Origin of the sequence: Candidatus Nitrospira neomarina (genome assembly GCF_032051675.1) — a bacterium.
In the GTDB taxonomy this organism is placed as follows: Bacteria; Nitrospirota; Nitrospiria; order Nitrospirales; family UBA8639; genus Nitrospira_E; species Nitrospira_E neomarina.
In genome coordinates this window covers 3,566,843-3,588,963 of sequence record NZ_CP116968.1, presented here as the reverse complement: position 1 = coordinate 3,588,963, position 22,121 = coordinate 3,566,843, and the positions used below count along the sequence as shown (strand labels likewise).

General features: G+C 50.1%; 19 protein-coding genes and 1 tRNA gene. 18 read left to right on the top strand and 2 right to left on the bottom strand.

Annotation, left to right across the window (positions count from 1 at the left end):
• Nucleotides 1-83: 83 nt before the first annotated feature.
• Genes PQG83_RS15400 through PQG83_RS15390 form a run of 3 tightly spaced genes read left to right on the top strand, consistent with a single transcriptional unit; the run spans nt 84 to nt 2,539 of the window.
• Entirely contained in the window at nt 84-1,952 is a 1,869-nt protein-coding gene (locus tag PQG83_RS15400) for a carbamoyltransferase family protein (RefSeq protein WP_312742865.1), read from the top strand.
• An 18-nt stretch (nt 1,953-1,970) separates the two neighbouring features.
• Nucleotides 1,971-2,375 (top strand): SxtJ family membrane protein, encoded by a 405-nt coding sequence (locus tag PQG83_RS15395; protein ID WP_312742863.1) that lies wholly within the window; start codon nt 1,971-1,973, stop codon nt 2,373-2,375.
• A gap of 11 nt (nt 2,376-2,386) precedes the next feature.
• Nucleotides 2,387-2,539 (top strand): DUF5989 family protein, encoded by a 153-nt coding sequence (locus tag PQG83_RS15390; protein ID WP_312645580.1) that lies wholly within the window; start codon nt 2,387-2,389, stop codon nt 2,537-2,539.
• Between the two features lie 140 nt (nt 2,540-2,679).
• Here the strand turns inward: PQG83_RS15390 and PQG83_RS15385 are convergent, their stop codons facing one another.
• The gene (locus PQG83_RS15385) at nt 2,680-2,988 is read right to left on the bottom strand and encodes a hypothetical protein (protein WP_312742861.1); all 309 of its coding nucleotides are present in this window, start codon (nt 2,986-2,988) and stop codon (nt 2,680-2,682) included.
• A gap of 1,090 nt (nt 2,989-4,078) precedes the next feature.
• Here PQG83_RS15385 and PQG83_RS15380 point away from each other — a divergent pair.
• The 10 genes from PQG83_RS15380 (at nt 4,079) to PQG83_RS15335 (ending at nt 16,472) form a co-directional block, all read left to right on the top strand.
• Complete coding sequence (locus tag PQG83_RS15380) at nt 4,079-5,053, top strand: AAA family ATPase (RefSeq protein WP_312742860.1); 975 nt, start codon at nt 4,079-4,081, stop codon at nt 5,051-5,053.
• Nucleotides 5,037-6,044 carry a DUF58 domain-containing protein gene (locus tag PQG83_RS15375; RefSeq protein WP_312742859.1) on the top strand — a complete coding sequence of 336 codons (1,008 nt, stop codon included), beginning with the start codon at nt 5,037-5,039 and terminating at the stop codon, nt 6,042-6,044. Before PQG83_RS15380 ends, PQG83_RS15375 begins: the two co-directional genes overlap by 17 nt.
• Before the next feature lie 15 nt (nt 6,045-6,059).
• Nucleotides 6,060-6,557, top strand: coding sequence for a DUF4381 domain-containing protein (locus PQG83_RS15370; RefSeq protein WP_312742858.1), 498 nt, complete (start codon nt 6,060-6,062; stop codon nt 6,555-6,557).
• Nucleotides 6,554-7,609, top strand: a complete 1,056-nt coding sequence (locus tag PQG83_RS15365; protein WP_312742855.1) for a vWA domain-containing protein — start codon at nt 6,554-6,556, stop codon at nt 7,607-7,609. The genes PQG83_RS15370 and PQG83_RS15365 overlap by 4 nt, the downstream gene beginning before the upstream one ends.
• A gap of 1 nt (nt 7,610) precedes the next feature.
• Complete coding sequence (locus tag PQG83_RS15360) at nt 7,611-9,512, top strand: VWA domain-containing protein (RefSeq protein ID WP_312742852.1); 1,902 nt, start codon at nt 7,611-7,613, stop codon at nt 9,510-9,512.
• On the top strand, nt 9,509-11,305 hold the full coding sequence (locus tag PQG83_RS15355; protein WP_312742849.1) for a BatD family protein: 1,797 nt from the start codon (nt 9,509-9,511) through the stop codon (nt 11,303-11,305). The genes PQG83_RS15360 and PQG83_RS15355 overlap by 4 nt, the downstream gene beginning before the upstream one ends.
• A gap of 87 nt (nt 11,306-11,392) precedes the next feature.
• Complete coding sequence (locus tag PQG83_RS15350) at nt 11,393-12,349, top strand: ABC transporter ATP-binding protein (RefSeq protein WP_312742847.1); 957 nt, start codon at nt 11,393-11,395, stop codon at nt 12,347-12,349.
• Between the two features lie 154 nt (nt 12,350-12,503).
• Nucleotides 12,504-13,241, top strand: a complete 738-nt coding sequence (locus PQG83_RS15345; protein WP_312742844.1) for an ABC transporter permease subunit — start codon at nt 12,504-12,506, stop codon at nt 13,239-13,241.
• 47 nt (nt 13,242-13,288) lie between these two features.
• Nucleotides 13,289-15,223: a Gldg family protein gene (locus PQG83_RS15340; RefSeq protein WP_312742841.1), complete on the top strand. Its 1,935-nt coding sequence runs from the start codon at nt 13,289-13,291 to the stop codon at nt 15,221-15,223.
• A 58-nt stretch (nt 15,224-15,281) separates the two neighbouring features.
• Complete coding sequence (locus tag PQG83_RS15335; RefSeq protein WP_312742839.1) at nt 15,282-16,472, top strand: DUF4340 domain-containing protein; 1,191 nt, start codon at nt 15,282-15,284, stop codon at nt 16,470-16,472.
• 40 nt (nt 16,473-16,512) lie between these two features.
• On the opposite strand, the gene PQG83_RS15330 is transcribed toward PQG83_RS15335, so the two are convergent.
• Nucleotides 16,513-17,169 carry a hypothetical protein gene (locus tag PQG83_RS15330; protein WP_312742836.1) on the bottom strand — a complete coding sequence of 219 codons (657 nt, stop codon included), beginning with the start codon at nt 17,167-17,169 and terminating at the stop codon, nt 16,513-16,515.
• 87 nt (nt 17,170-17,256) lie between these two features.
• Between PQG83_RS15330 and PQG83_RS15325 the strand changes: the two genes are divergently transcribed.
• The 5 genes from PQG83_RS15325 to PQG83_RS15305 all read left to right on the top strand — a co-directional run bounded on the left by PQG83_RS15325 (nt 17,257) and on the right by PQG83_RS15305 (nt 22,004).
• A tRNA-Met gene (locus PQG83_RS15325) sits at nt 17,257-17,333 on the top strand.
• A 426-nt stretch (nt 17,334-17,759) separates the two neighbouring features.
• Nucleotides 17,760-18,878: a glycosyltransferase family 2 protein gene (locus tag PQG83_RS15320; protein ID WP_312742833.1), complete on the top strand. Its 1,119-nt coding sequence runs from the start codon at nt 17,760-17,762 to the stop codon at nt 18,876-18,878.
• A complete protein-coding gene (locus PQG83_RS15315) occupies nt 18,878-20,716 on the top strand; it encodes an NAD(P)/FAD-dependent oxidoreductase (protein ID WP_312742831.1) in 1,839 nt (612 codons plus the stop codon). The genes PQG83_RS15320 and PQG83_RS15315 overlap by 1 nt, the downstream gene beginning before the upstream one ends.
• Before the next feature lie 34 nt (nt 20,717-20,750).
• The gene (locus PQG83_RS15310) at nt 20,751-21,059 is read left to right on the top strand and encodes a hypothetical protein (RefSeq protein ID WP_312742828.1); all 309 of its coding nucleotides are present in this window, start codon (nt 20,751-20,753) and stop codon (nt 21,057-21,059) included.
• A gap of 207 nt (nt 21,060-21,266) precedes the next feature.
• Nucleotides 21,267-22,004 carry a class I SAM-dependent methyltransferase gene (locus tag PQG83_RS15305; RefSeq protein WP_312742826.1) on the top strand — a complete coding sequence of 246 codons (738 nt, stop codon included), beginning with the start codon at nt 21,267-21,269 and terminating at the stop codon, nt 22,002-22,004.
• Nucleotides 22,005-22,121 lie beyond the last annotated feature (117 nt).

Below are 22,121 nucleotides of genomic sequence, written 5' to 3'. Positions count from 1 at the left end.
TTCACCGAAAAATTAGGATTTACAGATTTTCTGTCTGACCAGGCCATCCAATGTGGCAAAGGCAAGCTGTTCTAAGGGAAAACATGGCAACGGCAAACGGGAAATTAACTTCAATTCTGGGGGTTTCCGCCTATTACCACGACAGTGCGGCTTGTCTCATCCAGAATGGCAAGATTGTGGCGGCTGCTCAAGAAGAACGGTTCACGCGAAAAAAGCATGATGCCGGGTTCCCGAGCCATGCGGTTGAGTATTGTCTCCGGCAAGGCGGGGTTGGCATGCGCGACGTCGATTATCTGGTGTTCTACGACAAACCTTTTGTCAAATTTGAACGTTTGTTGGAAACCTATTTGTCCTATGCGCCGAAGGGACTAGGATCGTTTCTGACCGCCATTCCTGTTTGGATCAAAGAAAAGTTGTTCCTGCGAAACTTGTTAGAAAAGGCTTTTCGTCAGGTGGGGGGTCTCGATAAAAAAGAGAACCTGCCGCCTTTGCTCTTTGGGGAGCACCATGAATCACATGCGGCTGCGGCCTTTTTCCCTTCTCCTTATAAGGAGGCGGTTGTCCTCTGTATGGACGGAGTGGGCGAATGGGCGACCACTTCAGCCTGGGTCGGGCGGGGAAACCAATTAACACCTCTTTGGGAAATTCCTTTTCCCCATTCCATCGGGCTGCTGTATTCCGCCTTTACCTACTATACCGGGTTTAAGGTCAATTCCGGGGAATATAAAGTGATGGGGCTCGCTCCCTATGGGGAGCCCAAGTATGTGAAAACGATTTTGGATAATGTGGTGGATGTGAAGCCGGATGGCACCTTCCGCCTCAATATGGACTATTTTGATTACTGTACCGGATTACGGATGACCAACAACAAGTTCGACGCCATATTTGGTGGTCCTCCGCGTCAGGCGGAAAGTACTCTCACCCAGCGGGAAATGGATCTGGCCAGGTCTGTGCAGGAAGTCACTGAGATGGTCATGCTTCGTCTGGCCAACAGCCTTCATCGAGAAACGGGCCTTTCCAATCTTTGCCTTTCCGGAGGGGTGGCCTTGAATTGCGTCGGAAACGGGAGAGTGCTGCGGGAAGGTCCATTCAGCGGGCTGTGGATTCAGCCGGCCGCAGGTGATGCGGGCAGCGCGTTGGGTGCAGCCTTAAATGTGCATTACAGCTATCTGAATCAGCCTCGGGTATGCCAGGGCCCTAGTGATTCGATGCGAGGCAGTTATCTAGGGCCACGCTTTTCCAACGAGGACATTGAATCCCGGCTCCAACAGCTTGAGGCCAGTTATGAGTACGTGGAGGATTCGGACCTGTATCGTCGAGTGGCGGAATATTTGGCTGAGGGAAAGGTCATTGGATGGTTACAAGGGCACATGGAATTCGGTCCTCGGGCTTTAGGGGGACGAAGTATCTTGGGCGACCCTCGTAGCGAGAAAATGCAATCGGTCATGAATTTAAAAATTAAATATCGGGAATCCTTCCGTCCCTTTGCGCCATCGGTTTTAAGAGAACGAGTGTCCGAGTATTTTGAGATGGATACCGATAGTCCTTACATGTTATTGGTGGCCCCGGTTGTCGAGAAGCGACGACGAGCGGTACAACCGGATCAACAAAATCTTTGGGGGATTGATCTACTCAATGTTCCCAAATCGGATATTCCCGCAGTGACCCATGTGGATTACTCCGCCAGGGTTCAGACGGTGTCACCTGATACCAATCCTCGCTACTATCAATTATTGCAAGAGTTTGAAAAGCAAACCGGATGTGCAGTGTTGATCAATACCTCGTTTAATGTTCGAGGCGAACCCATTGTCTGTACGCCTGAAGATGCCTACCGGTGTTTCATGCGGACAGAGATGGATGTCCTCGTCCTGGAAAATTGTCTTATTTTGAAGGAACATCAAAAGCCGGTGCCGAAGGATGAAACGTGGATGAAAGAATTTGAATTGGATTAAGTGTGAAAGAGTGACGGCATGACATCAACGATTCATCACCCAACTGCTAAGGATCTTCGCTCGTTCGGCCTGTTAATGGGCGGAATCTTTCTAATTGTAGCGGTATGGCCATTGGTCATTCATGGAGAGAGTATACGATTGTGGGCAAGTCTTATCGCCGCGGTTTTTGGGGCAATGGGAATGGTTTTTCCAAAAGGGCTTAAGCCCTTGCATCGCGCGTGGATGAAGATCGGCGAAAAATTAGGGTGGATTAATTCCCGGATTATCTTAAGCCTAATGTTTTTTGGGATGTTTACTCCCATGGCGTTTGTCATGGGATTATTAGGTAAACGACCATTGCAACTTGGCTATGACCCCAAGGCCAACAGCTATCGCGTGGTCAAAAAGGCTAGGTCCGCGGACCATGTGCTGAAACCTTTCTAAAGGAGAAACAGATGACAGGTTTTCTTGGGGAATTGTGGGACTTTATGCGGGAACGAAAAAAGTTCTGGCTCGCCCCCATCATCATCATGCTCTTACTACTCGGCGGTCTTATAATCCTGAGTGAGGGCTCAGCCGTTGCCCCCTTCATCTATACCTTGTTCTGATTAGAAGGTGAGGGTGAAGGCTATGAGGAAATTGATTGAGTGGCAGGCTTGATAGGGAAAAAGGAGGGAGCTTTACGCCCCCTCCTTTTCAGACCCCTTGGTGTTCCCGATTGTTCGGGGACGGTTTGCGGATTCATCCCCTACTTGCTGGAATCACTGTTTGTGTTCATGGACTTTGATTCCCCAGGCGGCACAATATTTGGGCGTTCTTCCTTCCCAGGGTTAATGGCATGTGCATCATGAAATCCAGATGCTTGTTGGAGTGATTCATCCTTACTGGGTTGAGTTTGTCCCGGATCATTAGCTACCGATTGCCCTGTCACGGGAGACTTCGCGTCTCCCATGGGATACCCTGGATGGTTTGGAAGCATGCCTGGATTTCCCAGGGCTAATGTACTTCCTAATAAGATACTTCCTATTACGCTAATCGCGCAAAGTTTACGGTTCATGATCATCCCCTCCTTTTTTTCGATACGATCGGGAATCAAGGGGTACAGAACGAGAACCTAGCCCAGGAATGTATGTTGGAAACCTCTTTGGTTGTCTTCCACTTACCGTCCCTCCTGTTTTAATTGTGGGTTTTACCGACTTCCTTGTGAACAGGTAATTACACCCCTGAGACCAAAGATGACAGTCAACACTTTTTAACCTTTACTGAAGCCAGTAGGGATGCTGTCCCCTCCCCACCCGCGTGTGACCTAATCTCCAGTAAATATTCTTTAACTTAAGAAAGGGATAGGAGAATTTCTGGAGGGTGTACAATATTGCATAGGTTCACCCATTGATTGACGGGAAGATTGGGTTTATGCCTTTATGGTAAAACTGAAAATTGACTATGAGCAAGTGGCGCAAAATGGGGCAGATCTGTTGAGTGAGGCAGCTAAAAAATATCCTGGTAAAGGCTGAATATTGCGATGGTTTTTGTCATGAACACCCTAAGGATTAAACAACCAATACGAATTAATGGGGATCATAAAAAAACGATTGCATAGGAATAATGAAATTGCCAGAAGAAAATAAAAAACATCATCAATGTGTACAATGAACAAAAGTATGATGGTGGTGGGCAAGCCTTAGAGGATAGTTCTTCTGGGATTATGCTTGTGAATGAGCACTTCGTCGATGTGGAGAAGTTCCAAGCCATAGGCAATCTTCCATTCAAAGATTTGCGCGGTATTTCCTCTTCAATAGGCTTTCGTGACCTCAGGAATCCATGTTGGTTGGGAGAATCCCACGGCTCCCTCGCATATGATTAGACATGACCGCTGCAATGAGGTTGGAGCACGCGCCATTCCTCCATATGAAATATTTGAAATAATGAGTCTTACCCCGGACCTATCATTGCACGCTGCACTCCGTCATGCGGGGTAGATACCATTTTTCCGCCAAACCCCTTGACTCTCACAAATGGTAAATTATTATAAAACAGAGGCTCTTACACCATGCAGAATGAGAAGTTGAGGTTTCCCCAATGCCATCAAAACAGGGGAATCCGTAATATTTTGACTACAGGAACCCACCGGGTTCAAATCAAGACATATGTCTGGATCTGAACACGAGCAGATAGCAAGGCTTCGAGCCTTTCTGAATCAACAGGTAATTGGACAAGAGGGTCTTACCCTCAGGCTGTTGATTGCCTTGATGGCTGATGGACACCTTCTTGTTGAAGGTGCGCCAGGTTTAGCCAAAACTACCGCTATTAAAGCGTTGGCCTCCGGGATTGAGGCTGATTTTCACCGGATTCAATTTACCCCGGATTTACTTCCCGCTGATATAACCGGGACTGATATCTATCGTCCACACGACGGCTCTTTTCGCTTTCAACCGGGGCCGATTTTTCACAACCTTGTCCTGGCCGATGAAATTAATCGGGCCCCCGCTAAGGTGCAGGCCGCCCTATTAGAGGCCATGGGAGAACATCAAGTGACGATCGGGCGAACCAGTTATCCCTTGCCCGAGTTGTTTTTAGTCATGGCCACCCAAAATCCCATTGAGCAGGAAGGAACGTATCCTCTGCCTGAAGCGCAGTTGGATCGTTTCCTCCTCTATGTCAGGGTGCAATATCCCGATGTGGAAGGAGAGCGGAAGATTGTCGAACTTGTTCGTCGACAAGCCAGGGCAATTTCTGGGGAGGTCACGACTGTCCCCACGCCCGTTCCTCAAAAGGTGATTGTGGCGGCTCGACGACAGATGTGGGATATATATGTTGCGCCCGCACTCGAAGAATATATCGTCCAATTAGTCATGGCCACGCGTGACCCTGGACCGTATAGCTCCATGCTGAAGCGATGGATCCGGTTTGGAGCCAGCCCTCGGGCAACCATTGGAATGGAGCGTTGTGCCAGAGCGCATGCCTGGTTGGAAGGTCGCGATTATGTCTCCCCGGAAGACATACAAGCCGTGGCCCATGATGTGTTGCGCCACCGGGTCTTACTGACCTTTGAAGCGGAAGCGGAGGGGATCAGGACTGATCAGGTGATCTCAGAAATTTTGAATCATGTGGCCGTTCCGTAAACAGATAGCCCCATCAGAATTCCGGCTGAATCGCCCTACAGGATTTCAGGGAGTAGAAGTTCGGCTTGCCGATCTCCTCAACATGCGTCACCAGACAGGGGTATTGGGAATCAAGACCCGGAAGCGGGTTCATACCCTTTTGGCTGGCGGAGAGCGATCTCCGTTTAAAGGCAGAGGCATGGATTTTGAGGAATCTCGCCGGTATCAACCGGGTGATGATGTGCGCCTCATGGATTGGCGGGTGATGGCGCGGACTCATGAACCCTACCTGAAGGTCTTTCGCGAAGAACGGGAGCGACCAGTCTTCATCGTAGTGGATAATAGAAAGGGCATGCGATTCGGGACCAAGGTGGCCTTTAAGTCGGTCATTGCCGCCCATGCGGCGGCATTACTGGGATGGGCCTCGCAAGAGAGAGGAGATCGGGTTGGGGGGGTGGTTTTTTCAGATGTGGACCATGTGGAACTCCGACCCAGGGGAGGAAGAACCGGAGTGCTACAACTTCTCAATATCCTGGCTCAAGATAGTGCCCACTCGTCACAGATGGTTGAGCGCCAAAGTCCCACTACCTCACCTTTTTATTTGGCCTTAAATCGAGTTCAGGCAACCGCCAAGCCCGGAAGCCTCATTTTTCTCTTAAGTGATTTTCGCGATTGGGACCATCAGACCAAACAGACCCTCATCCGATTGGGGGGGCATCAGGATGTGGTGGCGATCTTCATGTATGACCAATTGGAACAAGAGCCCCCACCTGCCGGCCAATATCCTGTGACGGACGGTACACGCATGGGAATATTGAATACAGGATCTACCAACATCATCCAATCCTATTCAGCGTGCTTTAGGGAACGTTATGAAGATGTCCGGACGTTGTGCCTGACCCGTGGAATCGGATTCATTCCATTGGGAACCCACGATGATATTCTTTTCCAATTGCGTGGTGGGTTACAGGATCTTGGACATCGACGAAGCGCCCATCACAGTATGGCATGACGGGAATGGGCTAACATGCCGACAGCAAGTTCTCCTCTACAAGATCTCCGGGATGTGCATCTGCCACCTCCGATTTCTCTGTGGCCTCCGGCTCCGGGTTGGTGGATCACCGTCGGTTTGGTCATTATGGCAGTCATGCTGTTCCTGTGGATTCTGAGGAATCGACGTCGGAAACAGTCGTGGCGACTTGCAATGAATGAATTGAGTGCGATCAAACAGCACTATGATACCCATCGAGATGATCAATGGCTGATTCAACGCCTTTCAATCATGATTCGTCGCTATGCCATAGCCTCCTTCCCTCGAACCGAGGTCGCAGGGCTAGCAGGAATCTCCTGGCTGCAGTTTTTGGACCGGTCAGGTCGAACCAATCAATTCACGGACGGGGTTGGGCGTCTGTTTAGTTCAGGGCCCTACCAACAGCAAACGGCCGTGTCGGCTGCCGAACTGGTGCCCTTGGTCGAACAGTGGATCCGGCAGGTGACTCCACCCACAGGGAAGAGCACGTCATGATGACGTTGGCCTGGCCGTGGGTGTTGGTGCTTCTTCTGTGTCCCTGGATGGTGCGTCGTTGGGCAACCCCTGTCTCCAATTCATCCGGCCGGGCTATGAAGGTGCCGCATTTCGACGACATTATGGCTCTTCAGTCCAACCAGTTGATTGGGCCCACCCGTTCAAGGCATTCAATACTTTTTTGGTCGGGAATGTTCATCTGGGCCGCTCTGCTTCTTGCGGCTGCCCGTCCACAGTGGAGTGGCGAACCTGTTGGATTGCCAACCAGTGGACGTGATCTGATGTTGGCAGTCGATGTCTCCGGCAGCATGAAGATTCCGGATTTTTCGGTAAAAGGACGGGAAGTCACCCGCTTGGAGGTTGTGAAAGCTGCAGCCGGGGAGTTCATCGCCGGCCGAACTGGCGATCGTATAGGGTTGATTGTATTTGGTTCCCAGGCCTACGTGCAGACCCCTTTGACATTTGATCGGGATACGGTCAAGGCCATGTTGACGGAAACAGAAATTGGCTTGGCGGGACAGGAAACCGCCATTGGCGATGCGATCGGCCTTGCTGTGAAACGACTCAGAGAACAACCCGCAGGAAGCCGGGTTTTAGTGCTATTAACTGATGGGGCCAATACCGCGGGAGAAGTCTCGCCCACACAAGCGGCGGCCTTGGCTGAGGAACAAGGTATTCGAATCTATGCTATCGGAGTTGGCGCGGATCGAATGGAGATTGAATCGTTTTTCGGCACACAGACGGTGAATCCTTCCCGCGATTTGGATGAAGATACCCTTCGACACCTCGCGCAACGTACTGGAGGGTTGTACCTGCGTGCCAAAGACACCGAGGGACTTACGAGGGTGTATAAAGAATTAGATCGTCTTGAGCCGGCGACTACGGAAACGGAACTGTTTCGACCGACGACCGAATTATATATATGGCCGTTAGGATTCGCGTTGGCCCTTTCTTCTGTAATGGCCATGTCTCTCGTCTGGAATAGGAATTGGGTTCTCCGATCGAGATGGAAGGCGGAAGCGATCTCAGTACGAGCAGGAGCCGGACGATAAGATGGCAATGTTTCATTTTCTACGACCGGAATGGTTTTGGGGATTACTTCCCTTATTCGGACTCTTTCTCCTAATCGCCAGGAAGGGGACAACGGATCAGATATGGGAATCTGTGTGTGATGCCCATCTACTCCCGCATTTGTTGGTTGGAACGGAGGGAGCGACGCGTCGCATGCCTCTCGTGCTTCTCGGATCAGGTTGGATTGTCGCAGTTTTTGCACTGGCCGGACCGGTCTGGTCCCAATTACCCCAGCCGGTGTTCAGGGCGGAATCGGCGTTGGTGATGGTCTTGGATTTATCCCGTTCAATGGATGCGCAGGATGTAACTCCTTCACGGTTGACGCGAGCCAAACACAAAATTCTTGATATGCTTAAAACGCGGAAAGAGGGACAAACGGCTCTTGTGGTCTATGCCGGTGAATCGTTCGTTGTTTCGCCATTAACCAATGATGCCAACACCCTAGTGACCCTTGTGCAATCGCTCGAGACGGAACTCATGCCGCTCCAAGGCAGCCGTACCGATCTCGCCTTGGAGAAGGCCCATGAACTCCTTCAGCACGTCGGGCAGGCGCGCGGTGATGTGCTTTTGCTGACGGACGGCGAGGGAGATCCTGCCACATTGAAGGTGGTAGGTGAGCTACAGAGTCAAGGAATGCGTGTGTCCGTGCTTGGTATTGGGACAGTCGATGGGGCTCCTATTCCGGAGACAGGCGGATTCCTCAAAGATCAGGATGGAACGGTGGTTATTCCCAAATTGGACATTCCATCTCTTCAAGCCATTGCTCGAGTAGGAGGTGGTCATTATGCCACGGTGTCGGCTGACGACCAGGATATCAATCGGGTCCTTCCTTCCGTTGTGCCAAGGAGGGCGCTATCCTCTTCAACATCTGAACAGCGAACAACCGACCTGTGGCGAGAAGAAGGACCCTGGCTCGTCCTTCTGCTTCTGGTTTTGGCCTTGCCCGCATTTCGACCGGGATGGTTAGGAATGCTGCTGGCCTTCCTGCTTATTCCCCAGGTAAGCGAGGCCTTTTCCTGGGAAAACCTCTGGGTTCGTCCCGATCAACAGGGGATTCAGGCATTAGAGCGTGACGCTCCGGAAGAAGCGGCAGACTTGTTTCAAGACCCCGGCTGGAAGGGCATAGCCCATTATCGGTCAGGGAAATATCAGGAAGCAGAAAAAGCCTTTTCCATAGTGGATACGCCGGAGGGTCATTATAATCGAGGCAATGCCTTGGCTAATCTCGGTCGTTATGAGGAAGCCTTGGCCTCGTATCAAACCGCCCTCACTCGGCAGCCGGATCATGCCGACGCCAGACATAATCTAGAAATCATCAAACAACTCTTGGAAAAATCATCATCTGCAGAACAGGCAGGAGAATCACCCCAACAATCGGATGGCTCCTCTGCCACACAGAACAATCATGGGAATGAGGCAGGAGGTCAAGGAGAAAAATCACAGAATCCTTCAGATTCCACGCATACACAATCCGATTCGAAAACAGTTGACTCTCAAAAGGAGAAACCAGAAGAAGCCGGGTCGGGTTCGGATTCTGTCAGAACCTCTAATCAGTCGAATGAAGATCAGAATTCTTCTGAAGAAAGTTTTGAAAGAGAGGCGCAAGGGCGAAACCCTTTGAAAGCCGAACCATCTAAGAAGCCGTTGTCCGCACCACCTACAATGGAAGAAAAGCCGGAAGATCAGACGGAACTTTCAGAGCTATCCTCTGCGGGGGACGCTGCCCAGTCACCGGAAATTGAAAAGTCTGAACAAATCCTCCAGCAATGGCTTCGCCGTATCCCTGATGATCCCGGGGGATTGTTACGCCGAAAGTTCCTTTTGGAGCATCAACGCCGTGTAGAGGCTGGAAGGTCCACCATTTCTCAAGGAAAAGGCTGGTGAGAATTTTGAGATGGATATGGGTGATGGTGTTCTGCCTTGGATTTATGGGTCTTGATACCCCTGTTTCGGCCCAATCAGTCAGGGCATATGTGGATCGGAATCCGGTCATGGCAGATGAGACCTTCCAGCTCATCGTGGAGACGGATCAGACGTCCTCGGGCGAATCCCCCGAATGGCAGATCCTAGACGCAGACTTCGATGTATTGGGCACGACCCAAAGTCAACAAACTTCGATCATTAATATGCAAACCACTTCCGTGGTCCGATGGATTGCGACGCTTGCGCCAAAACGAACAGGAACAGTGACCATTCCTCCTATCCACGTGGGCGCTCATCAAACCGGCTCCATTCAACTGGAGGTCAATGAGCCGAATCACACGAGAGAGGCTAACGAAATCCAGGATATTTTTCTCGAAGCAGATGTGGACTCACACGTTTCCTATCTACAGGGGCAAGTCCTTCTGACGCTGAGGTTAGTCAGCGCTATTTCCGTGCAGGAAGGCCGTTTAGATGAACCCGAAATGGATTGGGGAATTGTTGAACGCGTGGGCAAGGACGTCTCGTACGAGTCGACCCGGAACGGACGACGCTATCATATTACCGAACGTCGTTATGTCATCACATCACAACAAAGCGGGAGGCAGGTGATTCCTCCGGTCCTCTTTTCCGGAACCGTGCAGGAAGGCCGAACCCGTGGAACGCTCTTTGAGGAATTATTTGGCAATCGCCCCGGAAGTCTGGGGCGTGATCCTTTCAAAACCTCACGCTCGATTCACAGGCGAAGTCCGAAAATTGCGATCAACGTCAAAAACTTTCCATCAGATTTGAATGGGCGATTTTGGCTACCGGCGAAAAATCTCACTCTTACCGAAACATGGTCGGGTGATACCGATACACTTCAGATAGGGGATTCCCCCACTCGAACGATCGTGATGCGTGCGACAGGTCAGCGGGGAGAACAATTGCCTGAAGTGCCCGTGCCCTCGCCACCCATTGTGAAGATCTATCCCGACAAGGCAAAAACCCAGACAGATTTTGACGGGAAATGGATTGTGGGGTCCAGGGAGGAAAAATATGTGTTCGTGCCCACGCAGCCGGGCACAGTGACGTTGCCCGCGATTCATGTTCCCTGGTGGAACATAGAGACTGACCAGTGGGAAGAAGCCACTCTCCCTGCTAAGGTTCTGACGGTTCTCGGCACGCCTCAACCTGCATCCTCAGGACAGATTCCCACGTCCGTTCCGGACCTGCCTGTTTCTTCAACAGCGAGTGATCGTCAGAAGATGGATGTCCAATTTGGCACCTCTGATCGTGACAGGCCGTTACCATGGCGGTGGATAACAGGGGGATGTTTCACGTTGTGGGTGGTGACCCTGGTGGCCTGGTGGAGGGAGCGCCACAAACGGAATGAACGAGGTCAAGATATGGCAAAAAGGAATGATGGGAAATTGGAGTCGGAACGAGATGCGATTCAAGGGGTGAAGGCTGCGTGTTTCGAACAGTCAGCGGAAAAAACGCGAGCCGCACTCTTACAATGGGCTTCCCTCAAGGAAAAAGGGCGCCCCTGTCGAAGTCTGAAATCAGTGGAACGTCTATTGAGTCAGCCGGTTCATGATCCGGCCGCAATTTCTGCGGCCATTTGGAACCTTGACCGGACCTTGTACACGACCTCGGCAGAAAAACAGAACTGGGATGGTCGGCAGTTTTGGGAAACAGTCAAGCCGGCCATAACAGCCAAGCCATCGAAATCTCACAAACATGTCAAAGAGTTGCCCCCATTGTATCTCCATTGATTTTAAGGGGGTTGGGTAAATCAGAACGCGAGAGCGCAACAGGTGCCACAGATCACTTCATGAAATTATTGAGATAAAGAGGGTAGCATGGAAATCACGGTTAAAATTGAAAACTTGCGAAAAACATTTGGGCCGATTGTCGCAGTGGATGGTGTGTCGTTTACCGTAGGAAAAGGAGAAGTGCTCGGGTTCTTAGGACCGAACGGAGCAGGTAAATCCACAACCATGAAAATGATCACAGGTTTTCTCACGCCGACCAGCGGTGCAGTGCATATTTGTGGACATAATATTGACGTTCAACCCATCGATGCCAAAAAGCGTATCGGCTATCTGCCAGAGGGAGCGCCGGCCTATCAGGATATGACTCCCGCCTCGTTTCTTACGTTTATTGGGGAGATGCGAGGATATCGCGGAGCGACGCTAAAGCGAACGGTATCGGAAACGGTCGAGAAGGTGAATTTGCAATCGGTGTTGAACCAATCGATTGAAACGTTGTCGAAAGGGTTTAAGCGCCGCGTAGGACTGGCTCAAGCGATTCTTCATGACCCGGAAATTTTGATATTAGATGAACCAACCGATGGGTTGGATCCCAATCAAAAGCATGAGGTTCGCACGCTGATTCGGGCCATGGCGAAAGAGAAAGCCATTATTCTCTCGACGCATATCTTGGAAGAAGTACATGCACTCTGTACCCGTGCAATGATCATTGCGAAGGGGAAAGTGGTGTTTGATGGCACACCAGGGGAATTGGAAGGAAAATCTCTTACTCACCATACGGTCCTCGGCACGATAGCCGGAGTGGATCCCATGGTCTTACATCATCACCTGATGACGGTGAAAGGGGTCAAAAAGATTGAAGAGGTGGGTCGGGACGGTGATTTAGTGCAATTTCGTATTTATCCGGATGACGGACAGTGGATCCTCCCGGATATTGGACATTGCGCGCGAGAACAGGGGTGGGAAGTGAGGGAACTTTATCCCGACCGGGGTCAATTGGATGAGGTATTTCGTTTATTGACGACTCCCAAGCAGACGATTTCGTAATAGGGACTGGTTCTGGAGGGATGCAAGCTATCGGCCGGAGGCTCCTTCGGCAGTATATCCTTAAACGAACGGGATCTCATCTTAATGTCTCTCGGAGGGACCAATAATTTAAAGATAATAGCTGAAAGACATTTCCGAGAGTGAAGGAGGAATTGTGGGACGTATTCGAGTGATTTTTCAACGGGAATTGGCCGGGTATTTTGCCACGCCGATTGCGGCGGTGTTCATTGTCATATTTTTGTTACTTAGTGGAGCCTTCACGTTTTATCTGGGCAATTATTTTGCGCGCGGCCAGGCCGACCTGGTGCCGTTTTTTGAATTTCATCAGTGGCTCTATCTGGTGTTAATCCCTGCGTTGGCAATGCGCTTATGGGCGGAAGAGCGTCGTTCCGGAACAATTGAACTGCTGCTGACCCTGCCCGTCACCATGTGGGAGGCGGTCGCAGGGAAATTTCTGGCCGCATGGTGTTTCACGGGAATCGCCTTGGCCTTGACCTTTCCCATGTGGCTGACGGTAAATGTATTGGGGAACCCTGATAATGGCGTTATTCTTGCCAGCTACCTCGGCAGTCTGCTGATGGCCGGAGGATTTTTAGCCATCGGCTCCTGCATCTCCGCTCTCACCAAAAATCAGGTGATCGCCTTTGTGATCAGCGTGGTCATTTCCTTGGGGTTCATCTTGAGTGGGTTCCCACTTGTTCTGGATCTTTTCAGCAGTTGGGCCCCACAATTTCTGCTGAGTGCCATCAGCTCATTTAGCTTTTTGACGCATTTCCAATCGATCAGCAAAGGTGTCTTGGATTTGCGCGATATTCTCTTTTTTCTTTCGTTGATTGCCTTTTGGTTGTTTGCGACGGCCACGGTCATTGATATCAAAAAAGCCGAATCGTAAGGGGACGGTTTGAAGGATCCGGTGTGAAACCTTGCAAATGAGGAGTGATGATGAATAAAAAAGTACTCACGGGAAGCGGTCTCATCATGGCAGCCGTTCTGTTCGGCGTCTTCAACATGGTGAGTAATGCCGCGTTCAGTACTGCACGATTCGATCTGACAGAACATGGCCTGTATACCTTGTCTGAAGGCACCAAGAACGTTCTTAAAAGTTTAAAGGAACCCATTGCACTGCGGTTTTACCTCTCCAAAACCCTGGCAACCGGCTTGCCGGGCATTAAAAGTTACGCAACCCGCGTTCAGGAAATGTTGGAGGAATATGCGCAAGTCGCGGGAGACCAACTGTACTTGGAGATAATAGATCCTGAACCGTTTTCAGAAGAAGAAGACCGAGCAGTCGCATTCGGCCTGCAGGGTATCCCGCTTGATGGTGGGAGCGCTCAATTTTATTTTGGATTGGCCGGGACCAGTTCGACGGATGAGTTGGAAGTGATTTCCTTTTTTCAACCAGAGCGGGAAGAATTCTTGGAATATGACTTGACGAAGATGGTTCACACGTTGGCCAATCCCAAGAAAAAGGTTCTTGGCCTCCTGAGTACCTTGCCCATTGATGGGGGTGGGGGCATGCCGTTTATGGCACAGCAGGGAGGAGGCCAACCCTGGCTTATTCTGTCTCACATCGAACAAATGTTCGAAGTGAAAAAAATTGAAACGACGGCGGCGGCTATCCCTGAGGAGATTAGTGTCTTAATGATTGTGCATCCCAAGTCCTTGAGTGAGGCCACTCTCTATGCCATTGATCAGTATGTGTTGAGAGGCGGGCATGCCATGATTTTTGTGGATCCTCTGGCGGAATCCGATAGTGGAGGCGGAAACCCCATGAATCCGATGGGAGGCGGCGGCCCCCGGAATTCGGATATGCCTGCGTTATTTGCCGCCTGGGGACTTGAGTTGGTGAAAGGGCAGGTGTTGGGAGATTTGCCGTTGGCCAAAAAGGTGCAAGTCCAACAGCAAAACCGTCTGCAGGTGGTTGATTATCCTGTCTGGATTGATTTCCGCCAGGAACATTTCAGCGACAAGGACATCGTCACGGCTCAGGTGCCGTCGATCACGGTGGCATCAGCAGGCATCATTCGAAAGAAGGGGGAGACGGGGACCACGGTCGAGCCGCTCATCCAATCGGATGAAGCCGCCATGCAGATTGAATCCTCACGCTTATCAGTCATGCCTGATGTCAGCGGCTTACTCAATAGTTATCGGCCTGAAGGGGAAAAATTTATCGTCGCCGCCAGGGTAACAGGAACCGTGAAAACGGCTTTTCCTGATGGAAAGCCGAAAGCGGCGGCGAATACGAGTGAGAATCCAAATATGGCTTCAGAAGCCGAGACCCAGACCCAAGATCACCTCACAGTATCGAAAGGTCCCATCAATGTGATTGTGGTGGCCGATACGGATATCTTGCAGGACCGGTTTTGGGTTCAAGTCCAAAATTTCTTTGGGCAACGGATAGGCATTCCCAATGCTGGCAATGGCACGTTTGTGACAAATGCCTTGGATAATCTGACGGGAAGCAATGATCTGATTAGTGTGAGAAGCCGGGCGGGATATTCCCGGCCATTCACGCTTTTGCGAATGTTGCAACAGGAAGCGGAGCAGCGCTTCCGGCAAAAGGAGCAAGTGCTCCAGGAACAGCTCAAGGCGACGGAACGTAAAATTCAGGAACTGCAGAGTCAAAAGCCTGAGGGAAATGCCATGATTCTGAGTGTGGAACAGCAGGAGGCCATGGGACAATTTCGAAAGGAATTGCTCCAGGTTCGCAAGGAACTGCGGGGCGTACAGCATGAACTTGGCAAAAACATAGAGAGTGTTGAGCGTTGGGTGAAATTTATCAATATCGGGCTCGTGCCGTTGCTGATCGGTATTGTCGGGGTATGGATCAGTTCTTCAGGGATCAGAAAGAAGGCGTCCCCAAAAGCCAAGTAACCCAGGTATCGATCAACCAGAAACTCATTCGACTATTCAAGAATATTAAGGAAAGCATATGAAAGCCAAAACTCTAGGCATCTTAGCCGCCATAACCATTGCTGGGATTGTTCTAGCCATTTTCTTGAATCAAAAGCCGGCCTCTCAGTTTCCACAGAGTGGTGAGCTGTTGTTCCCGGAATTATTGCCGGTTGTCAATGACGTGAACGAAATAGTTGTGGAGACCAAGGATCAGACCGTGACGCTGGTGCGTGGGGAGAATATCTGGCGGGTTAAGGAGAAGGCAGGATATCGCGCAGATGTGGAGAAGGTAAAACAGACTCTCATCGGGTTGGCGGAGTTGCGGATATTGGAACCCAAAACGAAAAATCCGGAGTTATACGATCGACTGGGGTTACGGGACAAAGAGGAAGAAGGTTCGCTTTCCACAACGGTGACACTAAAAACCCCGAATAATCCCGAGGCGGCCTTGGTGATTCTGGGGAATCAACGTCCTGCCAAGGGAAATCCACGGATGAGTGAAATCTATGCGCGAAAACCAGGAGATCCACAAACCTGGTTAACAATAGGGAATTTGCCGTTGGAAAAAGTGGGGGGAGAGTGGCTCGATAAGGAAATAACGGCGCTGACGACTAAGCGCGTGCATCGGGTGACGGTCATGCATCCCGGCGGGGACACTCTTTTTGTCTCAAAGGATACACCTGAGGATCTGGATTTTCAGCTGGATTCGATCCCTTCAGGTTCGAAAGTGGCTTCCCAGTTTAATGTGAATAACGTGGTGGGGACTCTGGTGCAGCTCTCATTAGAGAATGTGAAAGAAGCACACGAGGTGAATTTTCAGGACCGCTCTGGAGTAACGGCTGTTTTGGAAACCTTTGACGGGCTCAGGCTTCATGTTCAAACGGCCAAACAGGAAGATAAAGTTTTTGGAAAATTTTCTGCGGAATATGATCAAAAACTGGTTCAACATGTAAATGCCACCACTTCCACAGAAAATGGGGAAACGGTTCCAGCGCAGGATTTTGCTCAAGACGAAAAGGCCCCTGAATCTCCAGAAACGAAGAAAACAGCAGATATACAAGTAGAGCCTTCCTCCAAAGAAGACTCACTATTAAAAAAACCGGAAGAGGTTCAGCGAGAAGTTGAGGCGTTCAATCAGCGTGTGGGAGGCTGGGCGTACGAATTGCCAACGTTCCGGGTCGAAAACTTTTCGAAAGCCAAGAAAGATCTTCTTGAAACAATTCCCTAAGCTAAAGCATTCAGTGCTGCATGTAGAGTCAAGAGGGTTGCTATGGTGTTTGGGAAATTTTTAAAGGGCTCGCCGACTTATCCGAATCTTTTAAGGGAGGAGTCAAGACGTCCAGTAATTCTTGATAAACCTGAGTCAGGCGTGAATCCTCAAGCCGATAGGCAAACGACAACAGAATCAAGCCTCCGGCCAGCACTAATAAGCCCAATGCGGTCATCCCGATCACCCAAAAGACTCCCCCGACTGTGCTTATCCCTCCATCAAGAATAAACAGAACCACAAACGTGAGAGTGCCTCCAATGACAAAGAGTAACCATAAGAAGGTGAGAATTGCTGATGACCAGGGAATGCGCTTGGACAAATGCAGCAGGAGTTGGGTGCCGTCTGAACTGACATCGATTGTTCCCTTTAATGGCCATGCGGTGCGAAACCGCAGGGAAAAGAGTTGATAGTATGGGCGGATCACGATGACCCGTCGGTCTGCGATCCAGCGGGCAATTCCGTGAGGCAAGGCAAGGGCTCCAGGTTTAAAGACAGTGGAAATCGAGGAAACAGATTGAGAGTCCAGGGCGTTCTTCCTGTGAGCCAAAGGACAGCCATATTGGCAGGCCCAACTTTTCAAGGTGGTAAATTGATACCAATCACCAATGATAAGACCAAGAAACAGCAAGATGGCAATAATTCCGGCAAATGTCATAGGACGGTGAAGATACCATAGTGTCTTCTTCTGCTACACTCCTGTTTTTGCATTGACTTCGCGGCCGCCCCTCCTCTACTATCGACTCGCGGGGTGGAGCAGCCTGGTAGCTCGTTGGGCTCATAACCCAAAGGTCGAGGGTTCAAATCCCTCCCCCGCAACCACCTCGATTCCCCATCAAAAAACTCTCATAGTTCCATTATGTTTTCCTACAGATTATCCTACTTTGAAACCAAAAAATGTGTTGCCCATGAGTCGGAGAACCATGACTTTGCTTGTCCGAAAAGTGCACATATTTAGAGGATAGTTGCTTATTTCTCTTGGGTTTACGTTCTGGCAACCGATAAAGATTTTGTGGGGGTGAAAAGCACCCCTATTGAGGACAGGTCGTTATGTAGATGAATTTCGGGTTCCCTTAATTCTGGACATCAATTTGCGCAGGGAAAAGAATTGACCATCAACGCCCCTTTCATTTTGGCTCGGATCCTGCCATTCCTGAATTTTCTGGGTATTTGCCCACATTTTCGCATTTAAGTGTCTGTGAGGTGCTTTCCAGGAGACAGGTTCGTTTGGCCAAATAGGCTTAATGTATGAACAAAATTTTTCGAAATAACGAAAAGCAGAAAGTCAGTGATACGTTGAGATCTTCCTTGCCGGAAATAACTATTTCCATTGTTGTCCCTGTGTACAACGGGGGTGAGGCCTTTCGCCGATGCCTGATAAGTCTGGCAGCTTTACAGCCGCCTCCAATGGAAATTATCGTTGTTGCCGATGGTGACTCCGATGGATCCTGGCAAGTGGCGAAACAGTTTGGTGCTCAGGTCATTCGACTTCCTATTACTTCAGGAGGACCGGCATACCCCAGAAACATTGGAGCACTTCAGGCCAAAGGCGACTACCTCTTCTTTGTCGATGCCGATGTGTGTGTGCATCCTGATACCCTGGGACGGGTGGCAGAAACGTTTCACAATAATCCAGACCTCACTGCGTTGATCGGGTCATACGATGACACTCCTGGCGAACCAAATTTCTTATCCCAATACAAAAATCTCTTTCACCACTACGTCCATCAAAAAGCCCAAAGAGAAGCTTCGACGTTTTGGGGTGCTTGCGGAGCCATCCGCCGTGATATTTTCCTGGAAATAGGCGGGTTTGATGAAACGTATCGTCGTCCTTCTATTGAAGACATTGAGTTGGGCTATCGATTGAAAAAGACCGGTCACCAGATTCAGTTGTGTAAAGATATCCATGTGAAACATTTGAAACGATGGGATATCTGTTCCATGCTCAAAGCAGATTTTTTTTACCGCGCAATCCCCTGGACAGAATTAATTCTTCGGGATCGCAGGTTCACCAATGACTTAAATATCCGGCATTCCGAGCGCCTTTGTGTCGTGTTGACGTATGGGCTCGTGGGAGCCTTGCTGGGAGCGATCTGGTGGGGTCCATTGCTAGCGGTGGCGGCCTTGATCATGGTTTCGCTGGTGATCATTAATGCGCCCCTCTATCGATTTTTTCAGAAAAAACGTGGGTTCCGGTTTTCCCTGCAGAGTATTCCCTGGCATTGGCTGTATTATTTGTATAGTGGTTTGGCGTTTGCCATAGGCCTGGCACGCCATGTTTTGTATGGGGGCAACCGGAAGGAGTCGACCATGCCGGCTCTTGTCCCTGAATCCTTCGATATCAATAGAACGTCAGGGAGGCAGTAGTGGCATCTCATCCTGTAGTGGTAATTGGCGCCGGTCCTGCAGGCCTTACGGCGGCCTATGAACTTGGGAAAAACAGCTCTTCCTCTCTTATCCTTGAGGCGGGGAAACAGGTAGGGGGCATATCACAAACGGTCAACTATCGAGACTTTCGTTTTGATATCGGTGGACACCGATTTTTTTCGAAAATGCCGATGGTGACAGAGTTATGGAATGAAATTCTCGGTGACAACTTTCTCCTTCGACCTCGTATAAGCCGAATTCATTACAACCAACATTTTTTTGACTATCCGCTTAAGGCCACAAATGCGTTGGCCGGACTGGGGGTCGTGGAGGCTCTTCTGGTCTGTTTCAGTTACGCCAAGGTTAAGGTGTTTCCCAATGGCCAGGAGGAAAATTTTGAACAATGGGTGATTAATCGTTTTGGCTATCGCCTGTACCAGATTTTCTTTAAAACCTACACGGAAAAAGTCTGGGGGATTTCCTGTACTGAGATATCAGCCGATTGGGCCGCGCAACGAATCAAAAATCTCTCGTTGAAAGAAGCGGTTCGAAATGCCCTATTTGGTCAAAGGGGTGGGAAGAAGGGGGAAATCGTGACCTCGCTCATTGAGCAGTTTCATTATCCTCGCTTAGGTCCGGGAATGATGTGGGAACGGTGCGAGGAACTGGTGGCTGGTTTTGGATCTCAGACATTAAAAGGCATGAAAGTCGAGCGTATCAGGCACCACCATGGGCGTGTAGATTGTGTTTCCGCGCGAGCCTCATCAGGGGAGCATTTGGAATTCGAAGGCAGCGATTTTGTGTCGACCATGCCTCTGCGCGAGTTAATCGAGGCCATGGATCCTCAACCCCCTGAGAAGGTTGTAGAGGCCGCGCTTGGCCTGCGGTATCGGGATTATTTAACCGTGGTTTTGGTGGTTAACCGCGAAGACGTATTCCCTGATAACTGGATCTATATCCATTCACCTGAAGTTAAAATGGGGCGAATACAGAATTATAAAAATTGGAGCCCGTATATGGTGCCGGATCCCTCACGAACTTCGCTGGGCCTTGAGTATTTTCTCTGGGACAAAGACGAAGAGTGGACATGGTCGAACGAGCGGTTGATCGAATTCGGGACACGGGAATGCGCCCAACTCGGACTCATTAATCCACGAGAAGTTGAAGACGGGACCGTGGTTCGTATGGAAAAAGCCTATCCGGTATACGATCATCACTATCAGGATCACGTCCGGACGATTCGACAATATCTGGAAACATTTTCAAATCTTCAGACCATTGGACGAAATGGTCTGCATCGCTATAACAATCAGGATCATTCCATGGTGACGGGGGTGTATGCCGCGAGAAATATCATGGGTGAATCCCATCATGATGTATGGGCGGTGAATACCGAAAAAGCCTACCATGAGGAAGACCGTACGACTTCCGGCAATGGCGGCGATCGAATGGTGCCTGTGCGGGTTCAGGTAAGCGGAGATGAACTCCCCATAGCAAATGAGGAAGAGTTAATCGAGATCGTGTTTGCCAAGCTGGATCCTGTCGCTATGGGTGTGGCTGTCGGTACCATCAGTGGTCTCCTCATCTTGATTGGGACGGTGATTTTGGTCCTCAAAGGAGGACCGGTCGTGGGGCCCAACTTGTCTCTGCTTGGGAATTTCCTATTTGGTTTTCAAGTGACGTGGGGTGGTTCACTGATAGGTTTCCTAGAGGGAGGAGTCGGGGGATTTGCCATAGGATACTCAGGAGCCTCACTCCGAAACTGGAGCATGAAGGCCTATGCGAAAATTATCCGATGGCGAGAGGAAGTGAATCGTCGTCGCAATCTTCTAGATTAGCTATTACCAAGAGGCAGGGTCCTGGAGGGAAAATATGGGAACGGATTCCAAGGGTGATGAAGAACTTAGCCGGGTTGTGGCCAAAATTCAGGGAGGGGTGTTGGCAGTGGTTTGTGCCCTGATGGGTGGATTAGGCCTTTTTATTATGACCGTTTGGCTTCTTCTCGAAGGGGGACCAAAGGTTGGCTCCCATCTTCAGTTACTTTCCAACTTTTTCATCGGGTATTCAGTCACGTGGAAAGGGAGTCTGGTAGGGCTTTTTTACGGAGCCCTGACCGGTGGGATTCTAGGTTGGGCTATCGGGTTTATCTATAACAGGGTAGTGGGAATCCGATATCGATAAGCGGCATTCCACTAGGATTTTTTCCAAGGCGCTGAAAATTTTTGTCATCCTCTATTATCTTGGTGTCACTGTCTGGTCGGGGCTTGCGAAGAAAAATACGTGTAGCCCAGACCTACAGCCTTTACATCCCCATTAATCAAACATGAAAGACCCATCGTGATAATCGAAGGGAAGAGGTACTGGGATTCCATTGCAGACGAATGGATAATGACCCGCCCGGATCAGCTTTGGCGAAAGCATAGCGATTCAATCAACCAATCTCTTCTCTTCCGATGGCTCCCCAAACAACCTGTAGGTCGATTGTTAAAGACGGACATGTTTGACGAATTGGTGGGAGAGGGCCTCACGCCTTTCTTGCAGGCCAGAGGTCATAGCGTCATAGGGATGGATCTTTCCTTCGGGAATGCGCACTTAACCTGTCGGACGCAGACGAGCGTTTGTGGAGCCTGTGCGGATGTACGCGACCTCCCGTTTGGAAATGAGTCGTTTGAGGTGGTGGTGTCGAATTCGACTCTGGACCATTTTCAAACCTCAGATGAGATCATCGTGAGTCTGCGGGAATTGCACCGGGTCCTTCGCAAGGACGGTCAGCTAATTCTGACATTGGATAATCCTGCCAATCCGATTATTGCGGCCCGTAACGTTCTTCCGTTCAAACTATTAAACCGGTTGGGTATCCTTCCTTACTATGTTGGTGCCACCTGCGGTCCTAGGCGGCTACAGAAATGGCTGCGGGAAATTGGCTTCGACGTGATGGATGTCACAGCGGTGCTCCATTGTCCCCGGATTTTTGCCGTGCTCGCTGCCAAAATCTTGTGCTCCTTCGCGAACAATTCAGTACAGCAACGGTTTTTGCGATGGATACAGGTATTCGAAAACATGTCGCACTGGCCTACGCGTTATCTGACCGGGCATTTTATTGCTGTTAGAGCTGAAAAGAGATAGAGCCCATCGGTAGGCCCACGAGAATTTGAGATTGTTCAGGACGCTTGGAAGTTGCGAAGTCTGGGCCAATGTGGCTGGTCAGCCGGATGCTCCTGGCCCACACGTTTTGTTACATGA

Excerpts from the sequence above, each read along its gene's own strand:
- PQG83_RS15370 (WP_312742858.1), top strand. The coding sequence starts at position 6,060 with ATGCCGACAGCAAGTTCTCCTCTACAAGATCTCCGGGATGTGCATCTG.
- PQG83_RS15395 (WP_312742863.1), top strand. The coding sequence starts at position 1,971 with ATGACATCAACGATTCATCACCCAACTGCTAAGGATCTTCGCTCGTTC.
- PQG83_RS15400 (WP_312742865.1), top strand. The coding sequence starts at position 84 with ATGGCAACGGCAAACGGGAAATTAACTTCAATTCTGGGGGTTTCCGCC.
- PQG83_RS15335 (WP_312742839.1), top strand. The coding sequence starts at position 15,282 with ATGAAAGCCAAAACTCTAGGCATCTTAGCCGCCATAACCATTGCTGGG.
- PQG83_RS15360 (WP_312742852.1), top strand. The coding sequence starts at position 7,611 with ATGGCAATGTTTCATTTTCTACGACCGGAATGGTTTTGGGGATTACTT.
- PQG83_RS15390 (WP_312645580.1), top strand. The coding sequence starts at position 2,387 with ATGACAGGTTTTCTTGGGGAATTGTGGGACTTTATGCGGGAACGAAAA.
- PQG83_RS15320 (WP_312742833.1), top strand. The coding sequence starts at position 17,760 with ATGAACAAAATTTTTCGAAATAACGAAAAGCAGAAAGTCAGTGATACG.
- PQG83_RS15330 (WP_312742836.1), bottom strand. The coding sequence starts at position 17,169 with ATGACATTTGCCGGAATTATTGCCATCTTGCTGTTTCTTGGTCTTATC.
- PQG83_RS15380 (WP_312742860.1), top strand. The coding sequence starts at position 4,079 with ATGTCTGGATCTGAACACGAGCAGATAGCAAGGCTTCGAGCCTTTCTG.
- PQG83_RS15340 (WP_312742841.1), top strand. The coding sequence starts at position 13,289 with ATGATGAATAAAAAAGTACTCACGGGAAGCGGTCTCATCATGGCAGCC.
- PQG83_RS15310 (WP_312742828.1), top strand. The coding sequence starts at position 20,751 with ATGGGAACGGATTCCAAGGGTGATGAAGAACTTAGCCGGGTTGTGGCC.
- PQG83_RS15375 (WP_312742859.1), top strand. The coding sequence starts at position 5,037 with ATGTGGCCGTTCCGTAAACAGATAGCCCCATCAGAATTCCGGCTGAAT.
- PQG83_RS15385 (WP_312742861.1), bottom strand. The coding sequence starts at position 2,988 with ATGAACCGTAAACTTTGCGCGATTAGCGTAATAGGAAGTATCTTATTA.
- PQG83_RS15350 (WP_312742847.1), top strand. The coding sequence starts at position 11,393 with ATGGAAATCACGGTTAAAATTGAAAACTTGCGAAAAACATTTGGGCCG.
- PQG83_RS15365 (WP_312742855.1), top strand. The coding sequence starts at position 6,554 with ATGATGACGTTGGCCTGGCCGTGGGTGTTGGTGCTTCTTCTGTGTCCC.
- PQG83_RS15305 (WP_312742826.1), top strand. The coding sequence starts at position 21,267 with ATGACCCGCCCGGATCAGCTTTGGCGAAAGCATAGCGATTCAATCAAC.